Source organism: Cryobacterium sp. N21, from assembly GCF_002929575.1.
Classification (GTDB): domain Bacteria; phylum Actinomycetota; class Actinomycetes; order Actinomycetales; family Microbacteriaceae; genus Cryobacterium; species Cryobacterium flavum.
This window is the reverse complement of sequence record NZ_PJJQ01000034.1, coordinates 228,173-250,072: the sequence shown is the minus strand read 5'-3', so window position 1 is coordinate 250,072 and position 21,900 is coordinate 228,173. Positions and strand designations below refer to the sequence as shown.

Here is a 21,900-nt window from a genome sequence, read left to right as displayed (position 1 = left end):
CTCACTGTAGGAGTTGGTTCGTACGTCGGGTACGACAAGAAAACGGATGCCGCCCGACCCGCCAATTGGGCTCCTGGGCGAACCCAGGAGCCCAACTGCGCGATCAAGCCGCGTCTTTCGACCTCGCTACTTACTGACGGACCATTCCCAGAAGTTCCAGAACGGACCGGTCTGGTTACCCATGTACTCCACACCGCTCACGCGCTTGGCGACACCGAACACACCGGGCAGCTGGAAGAGCGGCAGGCCGTAAGCGTCCGCGAACATCTGCTTGTCCATCTTCTTTTCCAGGGCGATCAACTTGTCGGGATCCAGAGTGGTCTGGGTTGCAATCGCGTCGTCATTCGTTCCCGTGTATTGGTTGTAGTTTCCACCACCGTCGGTCGAGAAGATCTGCGAGATGCCGGCCGAGCCGACACCGGGGCTGATCCAGCCGAATAGTGAAGCGTCATAGTCGCCGCCCGAGAGCAGGCTGCTCCAGTCCGGAGACCCAGCGTCAACGACGGTGATGCCGGCCTTGGCGGCCGATTCCTGGATGGCCTGAAACTCATCGACCCGGTTCGGGTTGTTGGTGTTGTACAAAATACGCACCGAGGGGGTGGCGCCGGCCAGCAGGGCCTTGGCGCCCTCGATGTCCACGTCGGCATAGTCCTTCGAGCCGTTGTTGGCGACGGAATCTGCGTACGGTTCGTTGGCGGGAACCCAGATCTGCGAGTTGAGCACCTTGGCGTCGGGGTTGACCGGCGTCACAATGGAATCGAGGATCTGCTGACGTGGGATGGTCTTCAGGAACGCCTGGCGCACCTTGATGTCGGCGAAGACCGGCTGGTCGAAGCGCAGGTCGAGGTGGTCATACGACACCTGGTCTCCGGTCAGTACGTCGGCTCCGGTATTCTCCAGAGCGGTGAGCGTATCAGCGGATGCCTGCGGGTTGATGATGTCGACCTCGCCGTTTTGAAGGGCGGTGACCTGGGCGTTGGCGTCGGGGATGACGCGCAGGATCATCTTGTCGATCTTGGGGATCATACCACCCACATAGTACTTGTTGCGCTCCATGGTGAAGGACTGGCCGGGGGTCCAGCCGGTCGGCACCATCGGGCCGCTCGAGACGAGCAGGTCGGGGTCGGTCGGGAACGCGGTCACGTCGTAGCCGGTGTTCACGAAGTCGGCGGCGGCCTTCAGCGTGGGGTCGGCCGCAGCGGGGTTGGCCGGGTCGCCCTTGGGCAGGCTCTTCATCAGGGCGGTCAGGTCACCGGCAGAGCTGAGTCCGGCCTTCTTGGCCACGATGTGGGCGGGCTGGCCGATCGGGTTGACCAGCTCCCAGTCCACGTAGGGGGTGCCATAGACCAGGGTCATCGACAGGTTGTCATCGCTCACCGTGGGGAAGGCGGTCGTGTCGAGGCCCGCGGTGCTCGCGGCGATCTCGAAGTATTGGGTGCCAGAGACCACGTCACCGCTGTCGGGATCGGTGGTTGAACTGTTGAAATAGCCAGCCTGGGTCGCCCAGGATAGCACCATGTCGTCGGCCGTGACGGGCTCACCGTCCGACCATTTGTCGTCGGGGTTGAGCGTGTAAGTGACCGTCTGCGGGTCGTCGCTGGTCTTTTCGAAGGTGCCGAACTTGTCTTCGTGCACGATCTTGAAGTCTTTGTCGATGTAGGAGAAGGCGGAGCCGTAGTTACCCATGAGGTAACCGACCTGGCCGTTGGTGTCGAGGTTTGACTGGGGCGTCTGGTTGTTGAACGACGTGAAGTCGTTGACCACCGCGACCGTCACCGTGCCGCCGGTGGCCGCGGTATCCGTATTCGTGCCGGTGCTGCCGGATGTGGTGCATGCGGTCAGGGCGAGGGCGGCGACGCCAAGAACGGCGACCCCGCTGAGACTCTTCCTGAACAGTTTTCCTCTGATGGACAAGATTCCTCCTGGGCGAAGTGATCGTCGACCACGGCATCACGGCCGTGGGTCGAGCGCGGATAGATACGACCCTAGAGAGAAATCCACAGCTTTGCCAAGCAAATTGCCGAACTGTTATGAAATAGCTCCATTTTTTTTCGTTGAAGTCGGGCATTCTGCACAAATACTGCGTCTCGGCGGCTGTAGCGCCTATTTTGCATCGTTTGCGCCAGCCCCGAGCGATGATATCCAGCGGGCGCCGGGGCCGGGCCGGGCAGCGGATGCCGCGATGGCAGGATAGAGCCATGCCCACAGCATCCGTTTCACAGCCGTCAGGGCCGCAGCGAAACCTGCCCGATCGTTCGCGACTGTTCTGGGAGATTGGCATCGTGCTCGCCCTTTCGCTCGGGGCCTCGGCCGTGTACTCGATCGTGTCGATCGTGGCCCGCCTGACCGATACGACCCCCCTCGCCGAGCAGTCGGCAACGCTCAACGGGTCGCAGTCGCCACGAGAGTGGCTCGACTTCACCTACCAATTTCTCGGCATTGCGTTCGGCCTCGCCGCTGTAGCGCTGGTGCTGTTTCTGCTGTGGCGGCCCGGCCAGAGCCCGTTCACCCGCCTCGGCTTCGACTTCACCCGACCGGGCAAGGATCTGCTCGGCGGCTTCGGGCTTCTCCTCGTCATCGGCATTCCGGGGCTCGCGCTCTACCTGGCCGGCCGAGCATTCGGCTTTACAGTGGCCGTGGTGCCCTCGCCGCTCGATACCTTTTGGTGGACCATTCCGATTCTCGTCTTCGCCGCCCTCAAGGCAGCGCTGCTCGAGGAACTCATCGTGGTGGGCTACCTGTTCACGCGGCTGCGCGAACTCGGCTGGTCGACCTGGACCATCATTGTGAGCTCGGCCGTGCTGCGCGGCAGCTACCACCTCTACCAGGGTGTCGGACCATTCTTTGGCAACGTGGCCATGGGCGTCGTGTTCGGCTGGTGCTACACCCGCTGGGGGCGCACCATGCCGCTCGTGGTGACGCACTGGCTGCTCGACATTCTCTCTTTTGTCGGCTATCCGCTCGCGCTGGGCTGGTGGCCGGGGCTGCTCGCCCCGGCCAGCTGAGATACCCCCTACTCGAAGGCCTCGGGCGGCGGGCAGGCGCAGACCAGGTTGCGGTCCCCGTAGGCGTTGTCGATGCGGCGCACCGGCGGCCAGTACTTGTTCCGCACCAGGGACGCGAGCGGGTAGACAGCGGTGGCCCGGTCATACGGATGCTCCCACTCCCCCTCGATCACGGACTGAGCGGTGTGCGGGGCGTTGTGCAGCGGATTGTCGTCGGCGGGCCAGCGGCCGGCGGCGATGGCATCCGCTTCGGCCTTGATCGCGATCATGGCGTCGATGAAGCGGTCAATCTCGCCGAGGTCTTCACTCTCGGTGGGTTCGACCATGAGCGTGCCGGCCACCGGAAAGCTCATGGTCGGCGAGTGGAAGCCGTAGTCGACGAGGCGCTTGGCCACGTCGTCGACGCTCACGCCGGTGGCCGCGGTGAGCGGCCGCAGGTCGAGAATGCACTCGTGCGCGACCAGGCCGTTTTCGCCCGAGTAGAGCAGCGGGTAGCTGTTCTCCAGGCGCTTGGCGACGTAGTTGGCGGCCAACACGGCGGCGGCGGTGGCCTGTTTGAGGCCGTCGATTCCCATCATGCGCACGTAGGCCCAGGAGATGGGCAGAATGCTCGGGCTGCCATAGGGCGCCGCCGAGACCGGCCCACCGCCGTGCACGACGGTGGCGGTGGCTCCAGCAGCACCGAGCAGGTAGTGCTCGTCGCTCTGGGCGAGCGGATGTCCCGGCAGGAACGCCGCGAGGTGCGCCTTGGCCGCGACCGGGCCGACACCGGGACCGCCGCCGCCGTGCGGAATGCAGAACGTCTTGTGCAGGTTCAGGTGCGAGACGTCGCCGCCGAAATCGCCGTAGCGGGCGAAACCAAGCAGCGCATTGAGGTTGGCGCCGTCGACGTAGACCTGGCCGCCGGCGTCGTGCACTGCCTTGCAGATCGTCGCGACCTCGTGCTCGTAGACCCCGTGGGTCGACGGATAGGTGATCATGAGGGCAGCAAGGTTCTCGGCGTGCTCGGCGATCTTGGCGTGCAGGTCGGCCAGGTCCACGTTGCCGAGGTCGTCGCAGGCCACGACCACAACGCGCATGCCGGCCAGTGCAGCGGATGCCGCGTTGGTGCCGTGTGCGCTCGACGGGATCAGGCAGACCGTGCGACCGGTTTCACCGTTCGACTGGTGGAACCCGCGAATGGCGAGCAGTCCGGCCAGTTCGCCCTGGCTGCCGGCGTTCGGCTGCAGCGATACGGAGTCGTAGCCGGTGACATCGGTCAGCCAGGTTTCGAGTTGGCGCACGAGGTGAAGGTAGCCCTCGACATCCGCTTTGGGAGCGAACGGGTGGATTCCGGCGAATTCAGGCCAGCTGACGGCTTCCATCTCGCTCGCCGCGTTGAGCTTCATAGTGCAGGATCCGAGCGGGATCATGCCGCGATCGAGCGCGTAGTCATAGTCGGCGAGGCGCTTGAGGTAGCGCATCATGCTGGTTTCCGACCGGTGCGTGTTGAACACCGGGTGGGTGAGAAAATCGCTCGTCCGATCAAGCTCGGCTGGCAGTCCGTGCTGCACGGCGTCGAAGTCCACGTGGCCGAACGCCGAGCGGCCACCGAACGCGCCGACGACATAGGACAGGTCGGCGAGCGTGGTGGTCTCGTCGACCGACACGCTGATCGTGTTCTCATCGACCTGGCGCAGGTTGTAGCCACTGGCGGCGGCTTTCGCGACGACCTCGGCGGCGCCCGCCGGCACGTTGACCTGGATGGTGTCGAAGAAGGCGTCGGTGGGTACGTCGACGTCGATGGCGCGCAGGGCGGCAACGAGGGCGCCGGCCCGCTCGTGCACCCGGGTGGCGATCGCTTTCAGGCCCTGGGGTCCGTGGTAGACCGCGTACATGCCGGCCATGACGGCGAGCAGCACCTGGGCGGTGCAGATGTTCGAGGTGGCCTTGTCGCGGCGAATGTGCTGTTCGCGCACCTGCAGGGCGAGGCGGTAGGCCGGGTGGCCGGCTGCGTCGACGCTCACCCCGACCAGGCGGCCGGGCAGTTGGCGTTCGAGTCCCTTGCGAACGGCCATGTAGCCGGCGTGCGGTCCGCCGAAGCCCATCGGCACGCCGAAACGCTGGCTGGTGCCGACGGCCACATCGGCGCCGAGGTCGCCGGGCGATTTCAGCAGGGTGAGGGCGAGCAGGTCGGCGGCCACAACGGCGAGCGCCTTATGTTCGTGGGCGAGGGCGATGACGGTGGATGGGTTCCAGATTCGACCGGAGGCCGCCGGGTACTGCACGAAGACACCGAAGTAGTCGCCGAGGTCCTCGGCGGTGGTCCGCTCTGTCAGTGCGACCTGAGCGAGTTCGATGCCGAGGGCGGCGGCGCGATGGACGAGCAGCGCGTGGGTCTGGGGAAAGGCATCCGAGTCGACGATAAATCGACGCGACCCGGATTTGGAGGCGCGCAGAGCGAGGAGCATGCCCTCGACGACCGCGGTGGACTCGTCGAGCATCGACGCATTGGCCGTGGTCAGCCCGGTGAGATCGGCGATCATGGTCTGAAAGTTGATGAGCGCTTCGAGCCGGCCCTGCGAGATCTCGGGCTGGTAGGGCGTGTAGGCGGTGTACCAGCTGGGGTTCTCGAACACGTTGCGCTTGATCACGGCGGGCGTGAACGTGTCGTAATAGCCCTGGCCGATCATGGAGCGCTTGACCGTGTTCCGGTCGGCGAGGGCGCGCAGTTCGGCAACGGCCTCGTTCTCGGTCGCGGCGGGCGGCAGGGCGCTGCCTGCGTCCTGGCGGAACAGGTCGGCGTGGATCGACGCCGGCATGGCCGCGGAGACGAGGTCGTCGACCGAGGCGTAGCCGAGCGTGGCGAGCATGTGGGACTGGGCGTCAACATCCGTTCCGATGTGACGCTGCGCGAAAGCGTGGCTCATCTGCGATTACTCCCCGATCAGGGCTGAATACTCGGCAAAGGTGAGCAGAGTGGGAAGGGTCTCGAACTCCACCCTGATCAGCCAGCCCTCGCCGAACGGGTCGCTGTTGACGAGCTCGGGGCTCTCCACCACGGCGTCGTTGGTGGCCGTGACGGTGCCGTTCACCGGTGCGAAGAGTTCCCCGACCGACTTGGTCGACTCGATCTCGCCGACGACCGTGCCGCCGGCGACGGTGCTGCCCACGTCGGGCAGTTCAACGAAGACGACGTCGCCGAGCTTCTCCGCGGCGTAGGCGGTGATGCCGACGGTCGCGACGTTTCCCTCGACCAGAACCCACTCATGCTCGGCGGTGTACTGCAGTTTCGATGTGTCTGTCATGGTGTTGCCTTTCGCAGGTTGCACGGATTTCAGAATTGGTTCAACAGGGAAGAGTTATTTGACGCGCTTATAGAAGGGAAGCGAGGTGACGGTTGCTGGGAGGCGGGTACCGCGCACGTCGACGTACACCTCGGTGCCGAGGCGGGCCAGGTCGGGGGTGACGTAGGCCATGGCGATCGGGTAGCCAAGTGTCGGCGAGAGCGCGCCGCTCGTGATGACGCCGTCGCTGTGCGCTGCATCGAGGCTGCGGAAGATCTCGTAGTCGGCGCGACCGGCGCGCTTGCCGGCGGCGATCAGGCCCACCAAAACGGATGCCCCACCCTCCGGCCCCGCAACGCTCGCGGCCCGGCCGACGAAATCGTTCTCCTTGTTCAGGTTGACGACGCGGCCGAGGCCGGCCTGGGCCGGGAAGGTCGTGAGCGTCAGCTCGTGACCGTACAGCGGCATGCCGGCCTCCAGCCGGAGGGTGTCGCGGCTGGCGAGCCCGGCCGGAACGAGTCCCTGGTCGGCGCCCGCTACGACCAGTGCGTTCCACAGTTCGCGGGCGTGCTCGGCCGCAAGGTAGAGCTCGAAGCCGTCTTCACCGGTGTAACCGGTGCGGGCGACCAGCAGGGGGTGGCCGCGGAAGAAGGCATCCGTGATGCGGTAATACTTCATGAAGTGCAGGTCGGTGCCCAGGTCGGTGACGCCCACGGTCGCGTCCAGGATGGCGAGGGCGTTCGGGCCCTGCACGGCAATGAGCGCGTAGTCATCGCTCTGGTCGACCACGGCGACGTCGAAGTCTGTGGCTCGCTCCGCGAGCGCCTCGAAGGCGGCGAACCGGTTGCCGGCGTTGGCTACGACCAAAAACTTGGTGTCGCCCAGACGGTAGACGACCAGGTCGTCGATGATGCCGCCATTCTCGGCCAGGAGCAGACTGTATTTGGCCTGCCAGAGTTCGATCATCGAAAGCTTGCCCGCCAGCGCGTAGTCGAGGTAGGCGGCGGCATCCGGTCCTTCGATCAGAATCTCGGCCATGTGCGACAGGTCGAACAGGCCGGCCGCGGTGCGCACAGCGTGGTGCTCGGCAAGGTCGCTCGAGTAGCGCACCGGCATCTGCCAGCCGGCGAAGTCGGTGAAGCTGGCGCCGGCATCGACGTGCGCCTGGTGCAGGGGCGAGAACCGCTCGATCGGTGCGGGGGTGCTGGAATCGGCCGAGGTCATGAGTTCTCCGGGTGACAGGGCCGAGAGCCGGCCGCGGCGGTGTTCGCGACTCGATTGAGCCGCGTGGGAACTCCCCCTCTGTCGCTCGTGCCTGAGAGCTTCACCAGCGCGGACGCTGACTTTCACCGTGGGCGAGACCGGTAAGCGCCCGGTCTTCTTTTCAGAGTGGCCAGTTCGATGCGGTACGAGTACCTGAGAGATTGTCGGGGAGGATTGCTCCTTCGGTGTTCGTACGCGCTCGCGCCGAACTCTCCCGCATCGACCATTCGGCCCGATATTCAGTTGGTAGCGCCCAGCCTAGCCCCACACCCCGCTGCTGCCGCGACGGTGGCTGCCCTGCAGGTGGGTATCGATCATGCCGATCGCCTCCATCAGCGCAAACATGGTGGTCGGTCCGACGAAGACGAAGCCGACCTTCTTCAGGGCCTTCGACAGGGCAGCGGATGCCGCGGAGCGAGTCGGTACGTCGGCCTGCGTTGCCGGCTCGGGGGTTTCGTCGGGTTGGAACGACCAGACGAAGTCGACCAGACCGCCCTGCTCACGGAGGGCGATGGTGGCCTGGGCGTTGGTGATGGTGGCGCGAATCTTCAGGCGGTTGCGCACGATCATCTCGTCGTTCAGCAGCCGGGCCACGTCGTCGTCGTCGAAGGCGGCGATGCGATCGGGGTTGAAGTCGGCGAAGGCCGCGCGAAACCCTGGGCGCTTGCGCAGAATGATGGCCCAGGACAGCCCAGACTGAAACGCCTCGAGGCTGATGCGCTCGAACAGGGCGTGTTCGCTGCGTACCGGAACGCCCCACTCCGTGTCGTAGTAGTCGCGCAACATCGGGTCGACCGCGGCCCAGGCCGGGCGTCTGAGGCCGTCGGGGCCGATGATCGCGCCGGAAGCGGACGGTGGGGCATCCGCTGGTGAAGTTTCTATCATCTAAACCATTAGATACTGCCCGCCTCACGGTCGAGGACTAAAATCGCAGCGAGAGCCAAGGAGCCTTCGTGAGCCACATTGCACTCGGTCGGTCCACGCACGTTCGCGATGGAGTCACTCCACCGGGTGCCGCCATCGACGTGGTCGACCTCGTCAAGCAGTTCGGCCACAATCGGGCGCTAAACGGGGTGACCTTTCAGGTGCCGCGCGGCACGGTGTTCGGGGTGATCGGGCCCAACGGGGCCGGCAAGACCACGATCATGCGGGCGCTCCTCGACATTATTCGGCCGACGTCGGGGCAGGCGACCGTGCTCGGTACCCGCTCGCGCAATGCGGGGCCGGAACTGCGGCGCCGCATTGGGTATCTGCCGGGCGAGCTGGTTCTGGAGGGGCGCACGAGCGGGCGCCGCTTACTGGCGCACTACGCCGACATCTCGGGGCCGGTTGCCGCCGGTCACGTGCAGGAGCTGGCCGAACGGCTTCGGCTTGACCTGGACCGCCCGGTACGAAAGCTGTCGAAGGGCAACAAGCAGAAGCTCGGCATCGTGCAGGCGTTCATGCACCAGCCCGAGCTGCTCGTGCTCGACGAACCCACGAGCGGCCTCGACCCGCTTATGCAGCAGGAATTCCTTCGGCTGGTGCGCGAAGCCCGTGACCGCGGCCAGGCCGTCTTTCTCTCCTCGCACGTGATCAGTGAAATTCAGCAGGCGGCCGACGAGGTCGCCATTCTGCGGGGCGGCAGCATCGTCACGATCAACAGTGTGGAGGAGTTGCGAGCCACGGCCATCCGTCACCTGCGCCTGGTGGCCAGCGGCATCCGCCCCACCGACCTGGCTGCCACCGGTGCCGGGTATACCCAGGCGACCCTGTTTGGGCTGATCGGGTTTCTGCTCCTGAGCATTGCGGCGACCAGCTGGGGCGCGGGCGCTCTCGGCGGCGACGAGGAATCCGGGCGGCTCGAACTCACCCTCGCGCACGGGGTCACCCCGGGTACAGGTAGCCGTGGCCCGGTTCTGCGCCATCGCGGTAAAGATCCTCGCGCTCTCCGCGCTGCTGTTCCTGGTCGTGCTGCCGCTCAACGATTCGTCGAAACTGCAGATTGAAGTGGGAAACCTGCTCGGCATGTGCCTATTGTTCGGCGGGGTGAATCTGCTGACGGCATCCGCCGCGCTGCTCGGCGGAGCGCTGACCGGGCGACGCATCGGCGGCATCGCTGCCGGTGCCGCTGTGGCCGTGCTCGGCTACGTATTCAACGCCCTCGGCAGCCAGAGCGCGAGCCTGGAGTGGCTGCACAACCTGAGCCCGTACTACTGGGCGTTCGGCACCAGCCCGCTCAGTACGGGCGCGAGCGTCACGACGATCGTCGTCTTCTTCGGGCTCTCACTCGTCCTGGCCGCACTCGCAGCGCTTTCTTTGCGCCAGCGCGACATTGGCGTCCAGGTTCGCCGCCGAGGTGTGAGTTCGGGCCAAAATTCTCGACTTTTCGGCGCGAAACTCACACCTCGGTGACCGTCACCAGGCCAGGGATTCGGCCGCGGCCTCGGTCAGCTCGATGATGTTGTCGAGCAGGCTGGCCATCCTGTCGGAGCGCAGCAGAGCGATCTGGTCGAGCGGTCCCACCGGGGCGATCGCGGCGAGCTGCCAGGCGGCCGCGGTCGGATCGTGCGAGAGCTCCACCTCGGGCGACCACTCCTGGTCGGCGAATTCGCTCGCCAGCGAAAGGGTTCGGCGCACGAGTTGCTCCGCCTGTTCCCGCCGCGGCAACAAGGCATCGTCCCATTCCAGGTCGGGCAGCTCACGCACGGTGGCAAGCGGATGCGGGTTCTCCGGCATCCACTCGGTCACCTCGATCCTGCGCTCGCCCTGCACGACCAGGCCGAGATAGCCCTCTGGCGCCTCCAGCTGGGTGACCCGGGCTACGGTACCGATGCTGAACCGGCGTTCGCCGCCGCCGACCTCTTGGCCTCGTTCGATCAGCACGATGCCGAACTCAGCCGGCGGGGAATCGAGCACGCGCGCGAGCATGACGAGGTAGCGTTCCTCGAACACCCGCAGTTGCAACGGCATATAAGGAAACAGCACGGATCCCAGGGGGAACATCGGCAGGGTCGTCATGCTCCCAGCGAACCACGTTGACGGCGCCGCGCCTAGCCCCCGGCACCTGTTCGCGGTGAAGATTTGCTGGGTGCAGTGGTGGGACCTCCGTACGTGCAGCGGTGGGTTCGGCCGGTTTCGGCGCGTAGCCTAGAAGGGCTGCGCGCAACCCGCGCAACCGACGAGAGGCTTCACGTGGACATCACCCTGCTGGCACATTTCGTGGCGGCCGCTGAGGCGCCCGATTTCGCCCGCGCCGCGCAGACACTCGGCATCTCCCGCGACACCCTCAGCGCCTCGGTGAAGCAGGTCGAGGCCGAACTCGGCTATGCATTGTTCGATCGTGCCGCCGAGAGCACGACCCTCACTGAGATCGGGGTTGCCTTCCTGGACGACGCACGCCTCGAGTTGACCCAGGCCGCCGGCGGTTCCGGCGGTTCGCGCCGTTCAGGCGGTTCAGGTGGCGGCGGTAAGGCCAAGGCCAACAAGGGCAAGGGCCGCGCCCCCGCGGTGAAGGGCCAGCCGAAGCTCGGCAAGAAGCGCCAGTCGCGCTGATCCGCGACGATTGTTTGGCGATGCACGTGGCGGCCAAAACGGGACCCGCAGGACCGATTACCGGTCGGGCAAGTCCCGTTCACGTCGACGGTTTCGTCGACTATTTCCGCCGATTCTGAACGATAGGCTGCTTGAGGCTCGTCGCCTCCTCCAGAGTCAGTTCGACCTCGGCAAAGGCTTGGTCATCTGAGAAGGACTTCATCCGCGCGATCCGGAAGATGATCAGGCCGTACAGGCACTTGGCCAGGATATCTGCTACGGAGTATCCGATCTGGAGGCCGACCCATGCGTCTGACCCGTCGATACCAAGTCCGGGCAGCAGGTAGGCAATCGGGTAGACGCCCCACGTTGCCAGCAAGAGCAGTCGCAGCAAGCTGATGGTCTTGCGCACAGTGGCGGGTTGGCGGTCGAGCGACTTGGTCAGTTCAACGAAGAGCACGTAGAGGATATACGCGAAGGGAAGCGAGGAGAGCAGACCGAAGATGCCGCGGGTGAGGTTGTCCGACGCCATTTCGCCGGGGTAGCCGAGAGCGATCATGAGGGCAGCAGCAGGAATGAGTCGCGTGAGCAGGCTGCTCTGCACCTTGCGGGCCAGGGCCAGAACGGCCACGAGTTCAAGAAGAAGCAAGGGAACCGTCAGCAGCCAGTCGACGTAGCGGTATCCCTCGTTGAATGACGCTCCCGCGACCTGAACATAATCACCGCGGCCGCCGACAGCCTCGGTCACGAATGCTTCGGTGAAGGAATTGAAGATGCGGAAGTAGTGATATGCCGCGATACCACAAACGATCGCCGCGACAGTCAGCGCCTGACGGTATCGCGGCAATACGCGCGGCAGGCTGATAACCAGAAAGATGGACGTGAAAAGCTGCGAGGCAATCACGAGGGAGAAGATGTTGTAGATGGTGTCGTACTGCAGTTGGGTTAGTGAATCAGGTATCAAAATGGCCTCTGATGCTCGAGAATCGCTGATTGTAAGGGAGATAAAGCACCTAATTAGGTAACCTAGCTAGGTATATTAGGAAACCTACTCCAAATCCTCGTCCATAGGTAGTAGCTATTCATCCGTAGATTTCTTCAGCTGTCGCAGCCGACTCGATCGTGCAACAGTTTCACCCCACCTCAGCATGTGGTTAAGAGAAATAGAGCACAAATGAACTCTGTCGAAGACGCTGACGTTGTGGTGCTCGGTGCGGGACTGGCGGGGCTCAGCTTGGCGGCCCGGCTGGCGCGCGCGCCATCCGGCCCGCGCGTGGTCGTCGTCGAACCGCGCACCGCGTACCAGGATGACCGCAGCTGGTGCTTTTGGCAGCCAGAACAACACGAACTCTCGCACCTGGTTTCACATCGCTGGACGACGTGGAGCTTTTCTGATGCCGCAGGTAGCGCGGTTCGGCACCAGGTTCCGGAATTGTTCTACCAGTACATTCGTGGCATCGACTTCTATTCCAGCGCGCAGGCCGACATCGCTCAGTCGCCGCGTGTAGACCTGCGTCTCGGCGTGCGCGCCGAAATGGTAAGTGCGGTGCCGGACGGTGTGCGGGTCGAAACCAGCGCCGGCACGCTGCTGGCCCGTCAGGTGATCGATACGCGACCACGGCCCGCTGCGGCGATGCTGTACCAAAGTTTTGTGGGCGTTGAATTCGAGTGTGGCGGGCAGCATCCGTTCGACCCGACCGAGGTGACGTTGATGGGGTCGCTTGCCACCGACGAGCAAGGCCTGAGCTTCGTGTACGCGCTGCCATTGGGTCCGAACCGGGCCATCGTGGAGTGGACCCGCTTCGGCACAGCGCCGATCAAACGGGAACTTCTGGCCGGTGAGTTGGACCACGTTTTATCGGGCTTGGGTCTAAATGACGTTCGTCGGGTGCGCACCGAGGGTGGGGTGCTGGCCATGGGACTGGGCCGCCAGACCGTGCCGGAGATACCCGGGGTGGTGCTTGCCGGCAATGCGGGCGGCGCTTTGCGAGCCGCCTCAGGCTATGGATTCTTGCGTATTCAACGGTGGGCGCAAATGTGCACGGATCGTCTCCTGGCGGGGCAGAAAGCGGTGGGGCATCCCGAAGAACCATGGCTACGACGAACCTTCGACCGCATCTTTCTCCAGGCCGTTCGCGCGCACCCGGAACGCACTGCAGAGTATTTTCTCGCTCTGGCTCGCGGTGTGTCGCCGGCAACCCTGGTGCGTTTCCTCAGCGACGGCGCCCGGGCCACTGACTATGCCAAAATCATATTAAGCCTGCCCTGGAGCCCGTTCATCGCCCAGGTGGCCGCACCCACAGTCTTCACCTCTGCATCGGCTGCACAGGCCATACCGGTCGCCACGCCCACTGCGACCACGGGCTCGGGCGAGACGCAATGATGGAGCAGGTCGCCGCGCCCCGAGTCGGTACCGCCCGCGCAACGGCCCGGCTCCGCCACGTCCCCATCGAAACGATGGTGTTCTCCGGTCTGGCACTGACCACGCTGGTCCTGCTCGCGTTCGGCCTGCCGATGCCCTCACCTATGCTTCAGGTCGTACTTCTCGGCGTGCTCGTCACCGTGCTGGGTCTGCCGCACGGTGCCCTCGATCCACTGATCGCGCGTCGCGCCGGGCTCTGGCGAACCCCGCTGGGTTTTGCCGCGTTCAACACGGTATACATCGTGATTGTGGTCGGTGTCGTGCTGCTCTGGCTGGTCGCCCCGGTGCTGAGCTTGGTTGCATTCCTGATCGTGTCGGCGCTGCATTTCGGGTCTGATTGGAACGCTGATCGTGGCGTGTGGCTACGCTTTCTCGCCGGATTCGGGCTGCTGAGCGTACCGGCCTTCTCACATCCGGATCAAGTGGGCGCTGCCTACGTGGTACTTGCCGGTGCTGGCGGCGCGATGGTGTCGGGCGTGCAGGCAGGGCTGGCACCGCTCGCTCTGGCCGGGCTGCTGGTGGCGGCCGTCGCCGCAGTGCGGCATCGGCCGCATGAGAGCGTGGAAATCGTGCTGGCATCGGTGCTCGCATTGGCCTGCGAACCGCTGGTGTTCTTTTTGGTGTATTTCTGTGCTCTGCACAGCTTTCGGCATTTGAGGGCGGGGTTTGCCGAGGAACGTGGCGGCGGGCGACTACCCACCCTGATCGTGGTGGTGTACACCGTGGTGCCAATCCTCGCGGTCGCTGCTTTGCTGTTCGTCATCGGCCCCAGCGGCGATATGCCGGAGCAGATTCTGCAGGTGCTGTTCATCGGCCTGGCCGGCCTCACAGTACCGCACATGATCGTGGTTACCCACGAAAAACGGCACCAAAAGAAGTTGATGGCCCTGCCCCGGTGACCTGTCAGGACGTGACCGTCAGACTTCGAGAACCCGGCCCGCGTCGACATTCCAGTGCCGGTCGGTGCGCACGTTGGCCAGCATGCGCCGGTCGTGGGTGACCAGCAGCAGCGTGCCTTCATAGCGCTCGAGCGCCTGTTCCAGTTGCTCAATCGCCGCGAGGTCGAGGTGGTTGGTTGGTTCGTCGAGCACGAGCAGGTTCACACCACGTGCCTGCAGCAGCGCCAGTCCGGCCCGCGTGCGCTCCCCCGGCGACAGGTCGTCGACCGGGCGGTTCACATGGTCGGCTTTCAGGCCGAACTTGGCCAGCAGGGTGCGCACCTCCGCGGGCGAGAGCTCGGGCACGAGAACTTCAAAGCTCGCGGCGAGCGGCCGTGCCCCGACCAGAAGCGCCCGGGCCTGGTCAATTTCGCCGATCGCAACGCTGGCACCGATGAGAGCGCTGCCGGCATCCGCTTGTTGACGGCCGAGCAGGGCGCGCAGCAGGGTGGATTTGCCGGCGCCGTTGGGACCAGTGATGCCGATGCGTTCGCCGCCGTTGACCTGCAAGGAGACGGGGCCGAGCACGAAGTCGCCCTGCCGAAACTCGGCGTTGTTCAGGGTAGCCACGACCGCGCTCGAGCGCGGGGCTGAACCGATGGTGAACTCGAGCTGCCACTCCTTGCGGGGTTCCTCGACCTCGTCGAGGCGCGCGATGCGACTTTCCATCTGGCGCACCTTCTGCGCCTGCTTCTCGCTCGACTCGACGGAGGCTTTGCGCCGGATTTTGTCGTTGTCCGGCGCCTTTTTGATGGCGTTGCGCACGCCCTGGCTCGACCACTCGCGCTGGGTTCTGGCTCGTCCGACGAGGTCGGCCTTCTTGGCGGCGAACTCGTCGTAGTTCTCCCGGTTGTGCCGCCTGGCCGTTTCGCGTTCCTCGAGGTAGGAGTCGTAGCCGCCGCCGAACACCCTGTTCGCGCCCTGCGCGAGGTCGAGTTCGAGCACCCGTGTGACGCAGCGGGCGAGAAATTCGCGGTCATGGCTGACCAGCACGACGCCGCCGCGAAGGCCAGTGACGAAGGCTTCGAGGCGTTCGAGTCCGTCAAGATCGAGGTCGTTGGTGGGCTCGTCGAGCAGCACGATATCGAAACGGGAGAGCAGAAGGGCCGCGAGCCCGACGCGCGCGGCCTGTCCGCCAGAAAGCGCGGTCATCAGGCTGCCTGCGCTGAGATTCTCGCCGAGGGCGAGACCGAGGTCGGCGAGCATGATGGGCAGCCGCTCGTCGAGGTCGGCGGCGCCGCTGGCCAGCCAGCGCCCGAGCGCGGTCGAATAGGTGTCGGCCGGGTCGATTCCGTCAGCGCGCGGCTGCCCGTCTCCGAGAGCGGATGCTGCGGCATCCAGCTCAAGCGTCGCTTCGGCGCAGCCGGTGCGCCGGGCGATGTAGCCGGCGATCGTTTCGCCGAGCACACGTTCGTGTTCCTGCGGGAGCGCGCCGACGAAGGCATCCGCTGGGCTGAGCGTGATGGTGCCGGCCTGCGGCTCGCCGAGCCCCGCCAGCAGGTTCAGCAGCGTGGACTTGCCGGCCCCGTTAGCACCGACCACGCCGATGACGTCGCCGGGGGCGACGGTGAGGTCGAGCGATTCAAAGAGGGTGCGGTGCGCGTAGCCGCCGGCCAGGCCCTTGGCCACGAGTGTTCCGGTCATTGCTCCATAGTCTCATTGACCGCAGGTTCCCATTGCCAAATGCGCGAGGCTAGCGGCAGGTGCGCTGCTCACTGACCGGAATCGCTTATACCCAATGGGGTATACTACGATGATGCAAACCGGGCTACGCGGGCTGCTCGATAGAGTGAACCTCAGGTGCACGGCAACGCGGGCCTTCCGATGCCGTACCAGGGGGAGCAGACGATGACACAGGACACGACGCCCGCCGAATCGACGGCACCGCTACCGGTTCCAGTGGGGCACACCGCCCTGCAGAAGCGCGTGGTGCGGCTACTCATCACGGGCCAGATTCTCGGGGGCATCGGAATGGGAGCAACGCTGTCGCTCGGCGCGCTCCTCGCCGCGCAGTTGTCGGGATCGAGCGCCTGGTCGGGCATGGCCGCCACCATGAGCACCCTCGGCGCGGCCATCGTGGCCGTACCACTGGCCCGCCTGGCGCAAGCGCGCGGGCGCCGTGTATCGCTCGCAACGGGTTCGCTCATTGCGGGAACCGGCGCGATACTCGCCATCCTCTCGGTGTCCGTCGACATCTTTCCGCTGCTCCTGCTGGCTCTGATGCTGCTCGGCGCCGGCTCGGCCACCAACCTGCAGGCCCGCTTCGCCGCCACCGACCTGGCCACCTCGCGCTTTCGCGCGCGGGATCTCTCCGTCGTGGTCTGGTCGACGACGATCGGTGCCGTGCTCGGCCCCAACCTGTTCGGACCGGGCGAAGCGCTCGGCGCCGCCCTCGGTCTTCCGGCCATGACGGGCGCGTTCGCGTTTTCCCTCGCGGCCACGGTCGCCGCCGCCTTCGTCTACGCTCTCGGCCTGCGACCCGACCCCCTGCTGACGGCGCTGGCAGCGCGCACGACGAGTGCGGGAATCCGCCGGGCCAGTGGCGGCCTGGCTATTCTGCGGAGCAACGCGGCGGCCCGCTATGCGGTGCTGGTCATTGCCCTCAGTCACGCCACGATGGTGGCCCTGATGTCGATGGCGCCGGTGCACCTGCGTGACCACGGCGCCACCCTCACGATCGTGGGGCTGACCATCAGCCTGCACGTGGCCGGAATGTATGCCTTCTCCCCCGTGTTCGGCGCCCTCTCCGACCGGCTCGGTCGCCTGCCGGTCATTCTCGGTGGGCAACTATTGCTGCTCGTCGCCCTCACCGTGGCCTGGCTCAGCGACGGATCGCAGAGCACCATGACCGTAAGCCTCATCTTTCTGGGACTGGGCTGGTCGGCATCCGTTGTGGCGGGTTCGGCGCTCGTGTCGGAGGCCGTCGACATTGAGGATCGCTCCTCGCTGCAGGGATTCTCCGACCTGTCCATGAACGCGGCCGGCGCGCTCGGCGGCGCGATCGCCGGTCCAATCTTGGCGCTGGCCGGGTATTCCGCTCTCGGCCTCTGCGCGATGGCGCTCGTCGCCGTCGTGGTGGTCTGGTCGATCAAGCGGATGCGGCCAGCCGCGACTACGAGTCGGTGACCCTGATGCCGAAGCTTTTGAGCTTGCGGTAGAGGGACGACCGGGCGATTCCCAGTGACTCGGCGGCGCGCATCCGGTTGCCGTCGGCTTTGTGCAGAGCGCCGACGATCAGGTCGCGCTCCCCCGCTTCGAGCGCCGACAACAGCCGGGGTGCGCCGCCGTGGCAGTAGGCGGGCAGGTCTTCGGCCTGGATGGCACCTACCGGGCGTGTGCGCAGGGCGGTGTCGAGCGCCTCTTCGAGCTGACGAATGTTGCCCGGCCAGGGATAGCGGGAGATCACCCGCATCGCGCCCGCGCTCACGGTGGCGGGGCGAAGTCCGGCCCGCCGCGCGAGCACCCGGGTGACAATGTCGGGCAGGTCTTCGATGCGATGCCGAAGCGGCGCGACCGTGACGGAAGTCTCAAAATGGTGCAGCAGGGTCGTGTAGGGGCGGGCAGCAGCCAGATCTGCCTGCAGGTCTGGCTGGGACACCGTAGCGGCGATGCCGCCCGAGGCGGCCGTCGCCTCCCGAATGACCAGAAATGCGTCCAGTTCCGCAGCGACCGTCTCGCTCAAGCGGTCGAAATTGCGAAAGATGTACAGCGTCGGCCGGGCGTCGCCAGTGGCCAGGTCGGTGTCCATGATCGAGTGCAGGCCGCGCTCGTTGAGCTCGTCAGCGCGGAACACGACTTTACGGCCCAGCGGAACGATCTGGCCGTAGACTTCGGCGAGCAGCGATACCTTGCCGCCGCCAGCTTCACCCAGAACAAGCAGCGCGGCGCCAGCGGTGATCGCAGTAACTATGCTGCTCGAGGCGCGCTTGCCGAGCAAGGAAGATACATCGCGGAGGATCGCCGATGACGCGGCAACGCCGCCAGGCGCCGGTTCGGTCACCCGCTGCTCACGCAGCGGCGGCAGCGTGAGCCTGGATGCGGGTACCGGCGCCGGCTCGGACAGGATGTCGACGACGACGACGACGCCGGCAACGTCAGGTCCCACCACGACGCGCTTGCCCCGAATCTGCACGACCTTGCCCGATGAGAGTTCGATCTCGTCGACCGGCTGCCCCGGGGCGATCATCAAGTACCGGGCGTGCTCGTGAATGGTCCACTGTTCGTCGGGAGAGAATAGGCTCTGCGCTACGGCGTTGCCCATCACCACGGTTCCACCGATCGCCATGACGGCTCCGCGGGTGCGGGCATCGACTCGCACATATGCCTCGAACAGTGCCTGCTGCCGTTGGCTGCGGTCGACGAGCAGGTTGCGCTCGATCTCACGCGCGGCGGACCGTACCAGGGAATGCATGAGCGGACTGGAATCTTCGCTCAGACAGCTGATGTCAAGCACCCCCTCGACGCGGCCGGTGAGCGGGTCCCGAATGGGGCTGCCGGCGCACGCGAACGGCTGCAGGTGCTCCAGAAAATGTTCAGGTCCCACTATGTACAACGACTGACCCGACTCGAGCACGGTGCCGATGCCGTTCGTGCCCACGCTGGCCTCGGCGTAGTTGAAACCCGGCGCAAGCGACACCTCGTCGAGCAGAGTTCCGATGGTCTTGTCGGTTTCGGAACGACTCAGAATTCTCGCTCTGTAGTCTGTCAGCACGATCGACAGCGGCATCTCTGCCATCTCCTCACTCAGTCGCGCAATGACCGGGGCCGAGCAGCGCATGAGCCGACCGGTGAGATCGAGGTCGCTGTGAAACACCGCGTGCGACGAGGCAGCATCAACGCCGGCCGAGACGGATCGCTGCCAGGAAGCTGCCACCGGGCCGGGAACCGATTGGGTTTCGGCATGGCCGAAGCGCAGAAAATTGGCGCGAGCAGCGGCAATCTTGATTCGCCGATCGGCGACTCTATGCATATCTACTCCCTTGTGGACTCTGCAAGCATGCCCTCTGCAACCCCACGAGCGCTAGCGGTGCGGTGTCCCAATGTGGGACACGCCACGTTGTGACTGCGGGGTCATTCTTGCTGGAGTGACTCCCCAGGGAGCATCGGTCACTCACAACTGCATCGCAAAGGAGCGCTCATGGAACGATTGATCAACATCGACAACGGTGGAACCCTCACCGACATTGTCGTCGCCAGCGGCACGGATTTCACGTTCACCAAGACCCTCACCACCCCGGTCGACCTGTCGCAGTGTCTGTTCGACGCGATGACCAAGGCATCCGCTCAGCTGTTCGGCGACGCAAACCTGGCCGAACTGCTGCACTCGACCCAGCACATCCGCTATTCGTCGACACAGGGCACCAATGCGCTCGTGCAGCGCAAGGGCCCGATGATCGGGCTGATCACCGACGATCCTTCTCTGCCGGGCGCGCTCGGCACGTCGGTTGACACGGCGGGGCTGTTTCTGGATCTGATCGGCGCCCGCGTCGGTATTATCGCCGCCGAAGGCGCTCCGGAGGACCTCGCCCAGCAATTCGTCGCCGAGATCAACCGGCTGACCACTGCCGGCGCTGAGCGGCTCGTCGTCGCCAGCTTGAGCGCCGAGCGCGAGCACCTGTTCAAGCGCACCATGCTCAAGAATTTTCCCCGACACCTGCTCGGTTCGGTGCCGATTCTGTTCTCGCGTGAGTTTGCTTCGGACACCTCCCGCCAGCGCCAGGTCTGGTCGGGCATTCTCAACTCCTTCCTGCACCCGACGGTCGAGCGTTTTCTGTACAGCGCCGAACACCGGCTGCGCGCCTACAAGGTAAAGAACCCGCTGCTGATCTACCGCAACGACGGTGCCTCCTCCCGCGTGGCCAAGTCGGTCGCCCTCAAGACCTATTCCTCCGGACCACGCGGCGGACTCGAGGGCACGCGCGCCCTCGCCGAGGCCTACGGGCTCGACAACGTGCTCATGATCGACGTCGGCGGCACCACAACGGATGTCGGCGCCGTCGCCAATTCCACTATCGCCGTCGACCGGCGCGGATCGATCCAGGGAGTCGACATCTCGTATGAGATGAGCGATGTGCGTTCAACCGGCGTCGGCGGCAGCTCGATCATCGCCGTGCACGACGGCGAGATCACCGTCGGACCGGAGAGTGTCGGCGCCGCGCCCGGACCGGCCTGCTTCGGTTTCGGCGGAACGTCGGCCACGATCACCGACGTCAACCTGTTACTCGGCGTGCTCGACCCGGCCACCTACCTAAATGGTGAGATGGCCCTCGACGCCGCACGATCGCGGGCGGTCATCGCGAAGACCGTTGCCGATCCGCTCGGAATCAGTCTCGAGGAAGCGCTGATTCGCATGGAGGCCAGCTACTCCAGCCATCTGGCCCGGTCCTTCGCCGACTTGGTCAGCCCAACCGGCGAGACGACCGTCGCCGCGTTCGGCGGTGGCGGACCGATGAACGCCTGCAGCGCCGCACGCATTGCCGGGGCGCACCGGGTGCTTGTGCCGAGGCTCGCCGCGGTGTTCTCCGCCTACGGCATCAGCTTTTCCGACGTCGCGCAGTCCTACGAAACCAGCGTGACGGGTTTCTCCGCTGCCGAGGTCGCTGCGGTGCGCACGTCAATGCAAGCGGATGCCGGAAAGGACATGTTCCAGGAGGGGCACGATTTGAGTGAGTGCGAACTCGACTGGTCGACGATCGTCGAAGATGAAGAAGAGATCCTGACGCTCAAGGCCACCTTCCGGCTGCCGCACCCGACGATCGCCAGCGGGGTGCCCGCTGCGGCGAGCGCCGCCGTCGCCGCCGGAGCCCGGCAGGTGCGCTCGACTTCCACTCAGATCGACAGCGTTGCCGTCTACCAACTCGACGACCAGAAGCCCGGTGCCACGGCGGCCGGACCGGCCATTGTCGAGGGACCGTTCTTCACCGCGCGCGTGCCGCTCGGCTGGACTCTCACGGTCTCCACCGCCGGCGATCTGCAACTCGCCGACACGCTCTGACCCTCAACCCACTCGTGTTTCCCAAGGAAGGTACAAACACAATGCGCGTTCCCATGACCGAATACCTGCTCATCGACCTCGACACGGAGCGGTGGATCTGCCGCGTGTGCGCCCACGACTTCGGCGACGCCCGCGGCAACTACAAGGAAGGCACCCTCGTCTACGACCGGGACCCCCGGGAAATTCATCCCCCGGTAATTGACCCGGAAAAGTACGAGTTCACTTTCTCGCCCGACCCCACCTTCTGCCGCATTCTGGAGTTTTACTGCCCCACCTGCGGCACGCAGATCGAAGCGGAATACCTGCCGCCAGGGCACCCGCCGACCGTCGACATGCTCTGGGACATCGATTCGCTGCGTGAAAAGTGGGAGGCCCACGGTGGTAACCCCGAAGAGATCGTCAACTATGGTCCGGGCGAAAACGCTGAGACCGACCTCAGCGCCCGGTTCGATTCCGTGTCCGCACACTCCCACTCCCACCGCACCGAAGGGCGCTGACC

The 21,900-nt window shown here is 65.3% G+C and carries 18 protein-coding genes and 1 riboswitch; of the genes, 9 read left to right on the top strand and 9 right to left on the bottom strand.

The features are described from left to right. Positions 1-126: 126 nt before the first annotated feature. Positions 127-1,914, bottom strand: coding sequence for an ABC transporter family substrate-binding protein (locus CXY77_RS13360; RefSeq protein ID WP_104130227.1), 1,788 nt, complete (start codon positions 1,912-1,914; stop codon positions 127-129). A 284-nt stretch (positions 1,915-2,198) separates the two neighbouring features. Here CXY77_RS13360 and CXY77_RS13355 point away from each other — a divergent pair, with 284 nt between their 5' ends. Continuing rightward, positions 2,199-3,005 (top strand): CPBP family intramembrane glutamic endopeptidase, encoded by an 807-nt coding sequence (locus CXY77_RS13355; protein WP_104130226.1) that lies wholly within the window; start codon positions 2,199-2,201, stop codon positions 3,003-3,005. A gap of 8 nt (positions 3,006-3,013) precedes the next feature. Here the strand turns inward: CXY77_RS13355 and gcvP are convergent, their stop codons facing one another. The 4 genes from gcvP to CXY77_RS13335 form a co-directional block, all read right to left on the bottom strand. After that, positions 3,014-5,914, bottom strand: a complete 2,901-nt coding sequence (gcvP, locus tag CXY77_RS13350; RefSeq protein ID WP_104130225.1) for an aminomethyl-transferring glycine dehydrogenase — start codon at positions 5,912-5,914, stop codon at positions 3,014-3,016. Between the two features lie 6 nt (positions 5,915-5,920). Then, complete coding sequence (gene gcvH, locus CXY77_RS13345) at positions 5,921-6,292, bottom strand: glycine cleavage system protein GcvH (protein WP_092340728.1); 372 nt, start codon at positions 6,290-6,292, stop codon at positions 5,921-5,923. 54 nt (positions 6,293-6,346) lie between these two features. Continuing rightward, the gene (gene gcvT, locus CXY77_RS13340; RefSeq protein WP_104130224.1) at positions 6,347-7,495 is read right to left on the bottom strand and encodes a glycine cleavage system aminomethyltransferase GcvT; all 1,149 of its coding nucleotides are present in this window, start codon (positions 7,493-7,495) and stop codon (positions 6,347-6,349) included. 170 nt (positions 7,496-7,665) lie between these two features. Next, positions 7,666-7,761: riboswitch (glycine riboswitch) on the bottom strand. Positions 7,762-7,792: 31 nt separating this feature from the next. Then, on the bottom strand, positions 7,793-8,419 hold the full coding sequence (locus CXY77_RS13335; RefSeq protein ID WP_092340726.1) for a DNA-3-methyladenine glycosylase I: 627 nt from the start codon (positions 8,417-8,419) through the stop codon (positions 7,793-7,795). Between the two features lie 77 nt (positions 8,420-8,496). Here CXY77_RS13335 and CXY77_RS13330 point away from each other — a divergent pair, with 77 nt between their 5' ends. Together CXY77_RS13330 and CXY77_RS13325 are read left to right on the top strand one after the other, a co-directional pair. Then, positions 8,497-9,522 (top strand): ABC transporter ATP-binding protein, encoded by a 1,026-nt coding sequence (locus CXY77_RS13330; protein WP_104130307.1) that lies wholly within the window; start codon positions 8,497-8,499, stop codon positions 9,520-9,522. Further along, the gene (locus CXY77_RS13325) at positions 9,422-9,928 is read left to right on the top strand and encodes a hypothetical protein (protein WP_140425531.1); all 507 of its coding nucleotides are present in this window, start codon (positions 9,422-9,424) and stop codon (positions 9,926-9,928) included. Before CXY77_RS13330 ends, CXY77_RS13325 begins: the two co-directional genes overlap by 101 nt. 3 nt (positions 9,929-9,931) lie before the next feature. On the opposite strand, the gene CXY77_RS13320 is transcribed toward CXY77_RS13325, so the two are convergent. After that, a complete protein-coding gene (locus CXY77_RS13320) occupies positions 9,932-10,534 on the bottom strand; it encodes an LON peptidase substrate-binding domain-containing protein (protein ID WP_104130222.1) in 603 nt (200 codons plus the stop codon). Between the two features lie 174 nt (positions 10,535-10,708). Here CXY77_RS13320 and CXY77_RS13315 point away from each other — a divergent pair, with 174 nt between their 5' ends. Next, on the top strand, positions 10,709-11,068 hold the full coding sequence (locus tag CXY77_RS13315; RefSeq protein WP_092340723.1) for a LysR family transcriptional regulator: 360 nt from the start codon (positions 10,709-10,711) through the stop codon (positions 11,066-11,068). Positions 11,069-11,168: 100 nt separating this feature from the next. Here CXY77_RS13315 and CXY77_RS13310 read toward each other — a convergent pair whose 3' ends face one another. After that, on the bottom strand, positions 11,169-12,011 hold the full coding sequence (locus tag CXY77_RS13310) for a bacteriorhodopsin-like (RefSeq protein WP_092340722.1): 843 nt from the start codon (positions 12,009-12,011) through the stop codon (positions 11,169-11,171). 237 nt (positions 12,012-12,248) lie between these two features. Between CXY77_RS13310 and CXY77_RS13305 the strand changes: the two genes are divergently transcribed. After that, positions 12,249-13,430, top strand: coding sequence for a lycopene cyclase family protein (locus tag CXY77_RS13305; protein ID WP_158252836.1), 1,182 nt, complete (start codon positions 12,249-12,251; stop codon positions 13,428-13,430). Next, positions 13,427-14,368, top strand: a complete 942-nt coding sequence (locus CXY77_RS13300; RefSeq protein WP_104130220.1) for a Brp/Blh family beta-carotene 15,15'-dioxygenase — start codon at positions 13,427-13,429, stop codon at positions 14,366-14,368. The genes CXY77_RS13305 and CXY77_RS13300 overlap by 4 nt, the downstream gene beginning before the upstream one ends. An 18-nt stretch (positions 14,369-14,386) precedes the next feature. Here the strand turns inward: CXY77_RS13300 and CXY77_RS13295 are convergent, their stop codons facing one another. Beyond that, positions 14,387-16,051 carry an ABC-F family ATP-binding cassette domain-containing protein gene (locus CXY77_RS13295; RefSeq protein WP_104130219.1) on the bottom strand — a complete coding sequence of 555 codons (1,665 nt, stop codon included), beginning with the start codon at positions 16,049-16,051 and terminating at the stop codon, positions 14,387-14,389. Between the two features lie 204 nt (positions 16,052-16,255). Between CXY77_RS13295 and CXY77_RS13290 the strand changes: the two genes are divergently transcribed. After that, complete coding sequence (locus CXY77_RS13290; RefSeq protein ID WP_104130306.1) at positions 16,256-17,533, top strand: MFS transporter; 1,278 nt, start codon at positions 16,256-16,258, stop codon at positions 17,531-17,533. On the opposite strand, the gene CXY77_RS13285 is transcribed toward CXY77_RS13290, so the two are convergent. After that, on the bottom strand, positions 17,520-19,376 hold the full coding sequence (locus CXY77_RS13285; protein ID WP_104130218.1) for a sigma-54-dependent Fis family transcriptional regulator: 1,857 nt from the start codon (positions 19,374-19,376) through the stop codon (positions 17,520-17,522). The two genes, CXY77_RS13290 and CXY77_RS13285, sit on opposite strands and share 14 nt — an antisense overlap. Before the next feature lie 168 nt (positions 19,377-19,544). Here CXY77_RS13285 and CXY77_RS13280 point away from each other — a divergent pair, with 168 nt between their 5' ends. Continuing rightward, positions 19,545-21,401, top strand: coding sequence for a hydantoinase/oxoprolinase family protein (locus CXY77_RS13280; RefSeq protein ID WP_104130217.1), 1,857 nt, complete (start codon positions 19,545-19,547; stop codon positions 21,399-21,401). A 41-nt stretch (positions 21,402-21,442) separates the two neighbouring features. Further along, entirely contained in the window at positions 21,443-21,898 is a 456-nt protein-coding gene (locus CXY77_RS13275; RefSeq protein ID WP_092340716.1) for an acetone carboxylase subunit gamma, read from the top strand. Positions 21,899-21,900 lie beyond the last annotated feature (2 nt).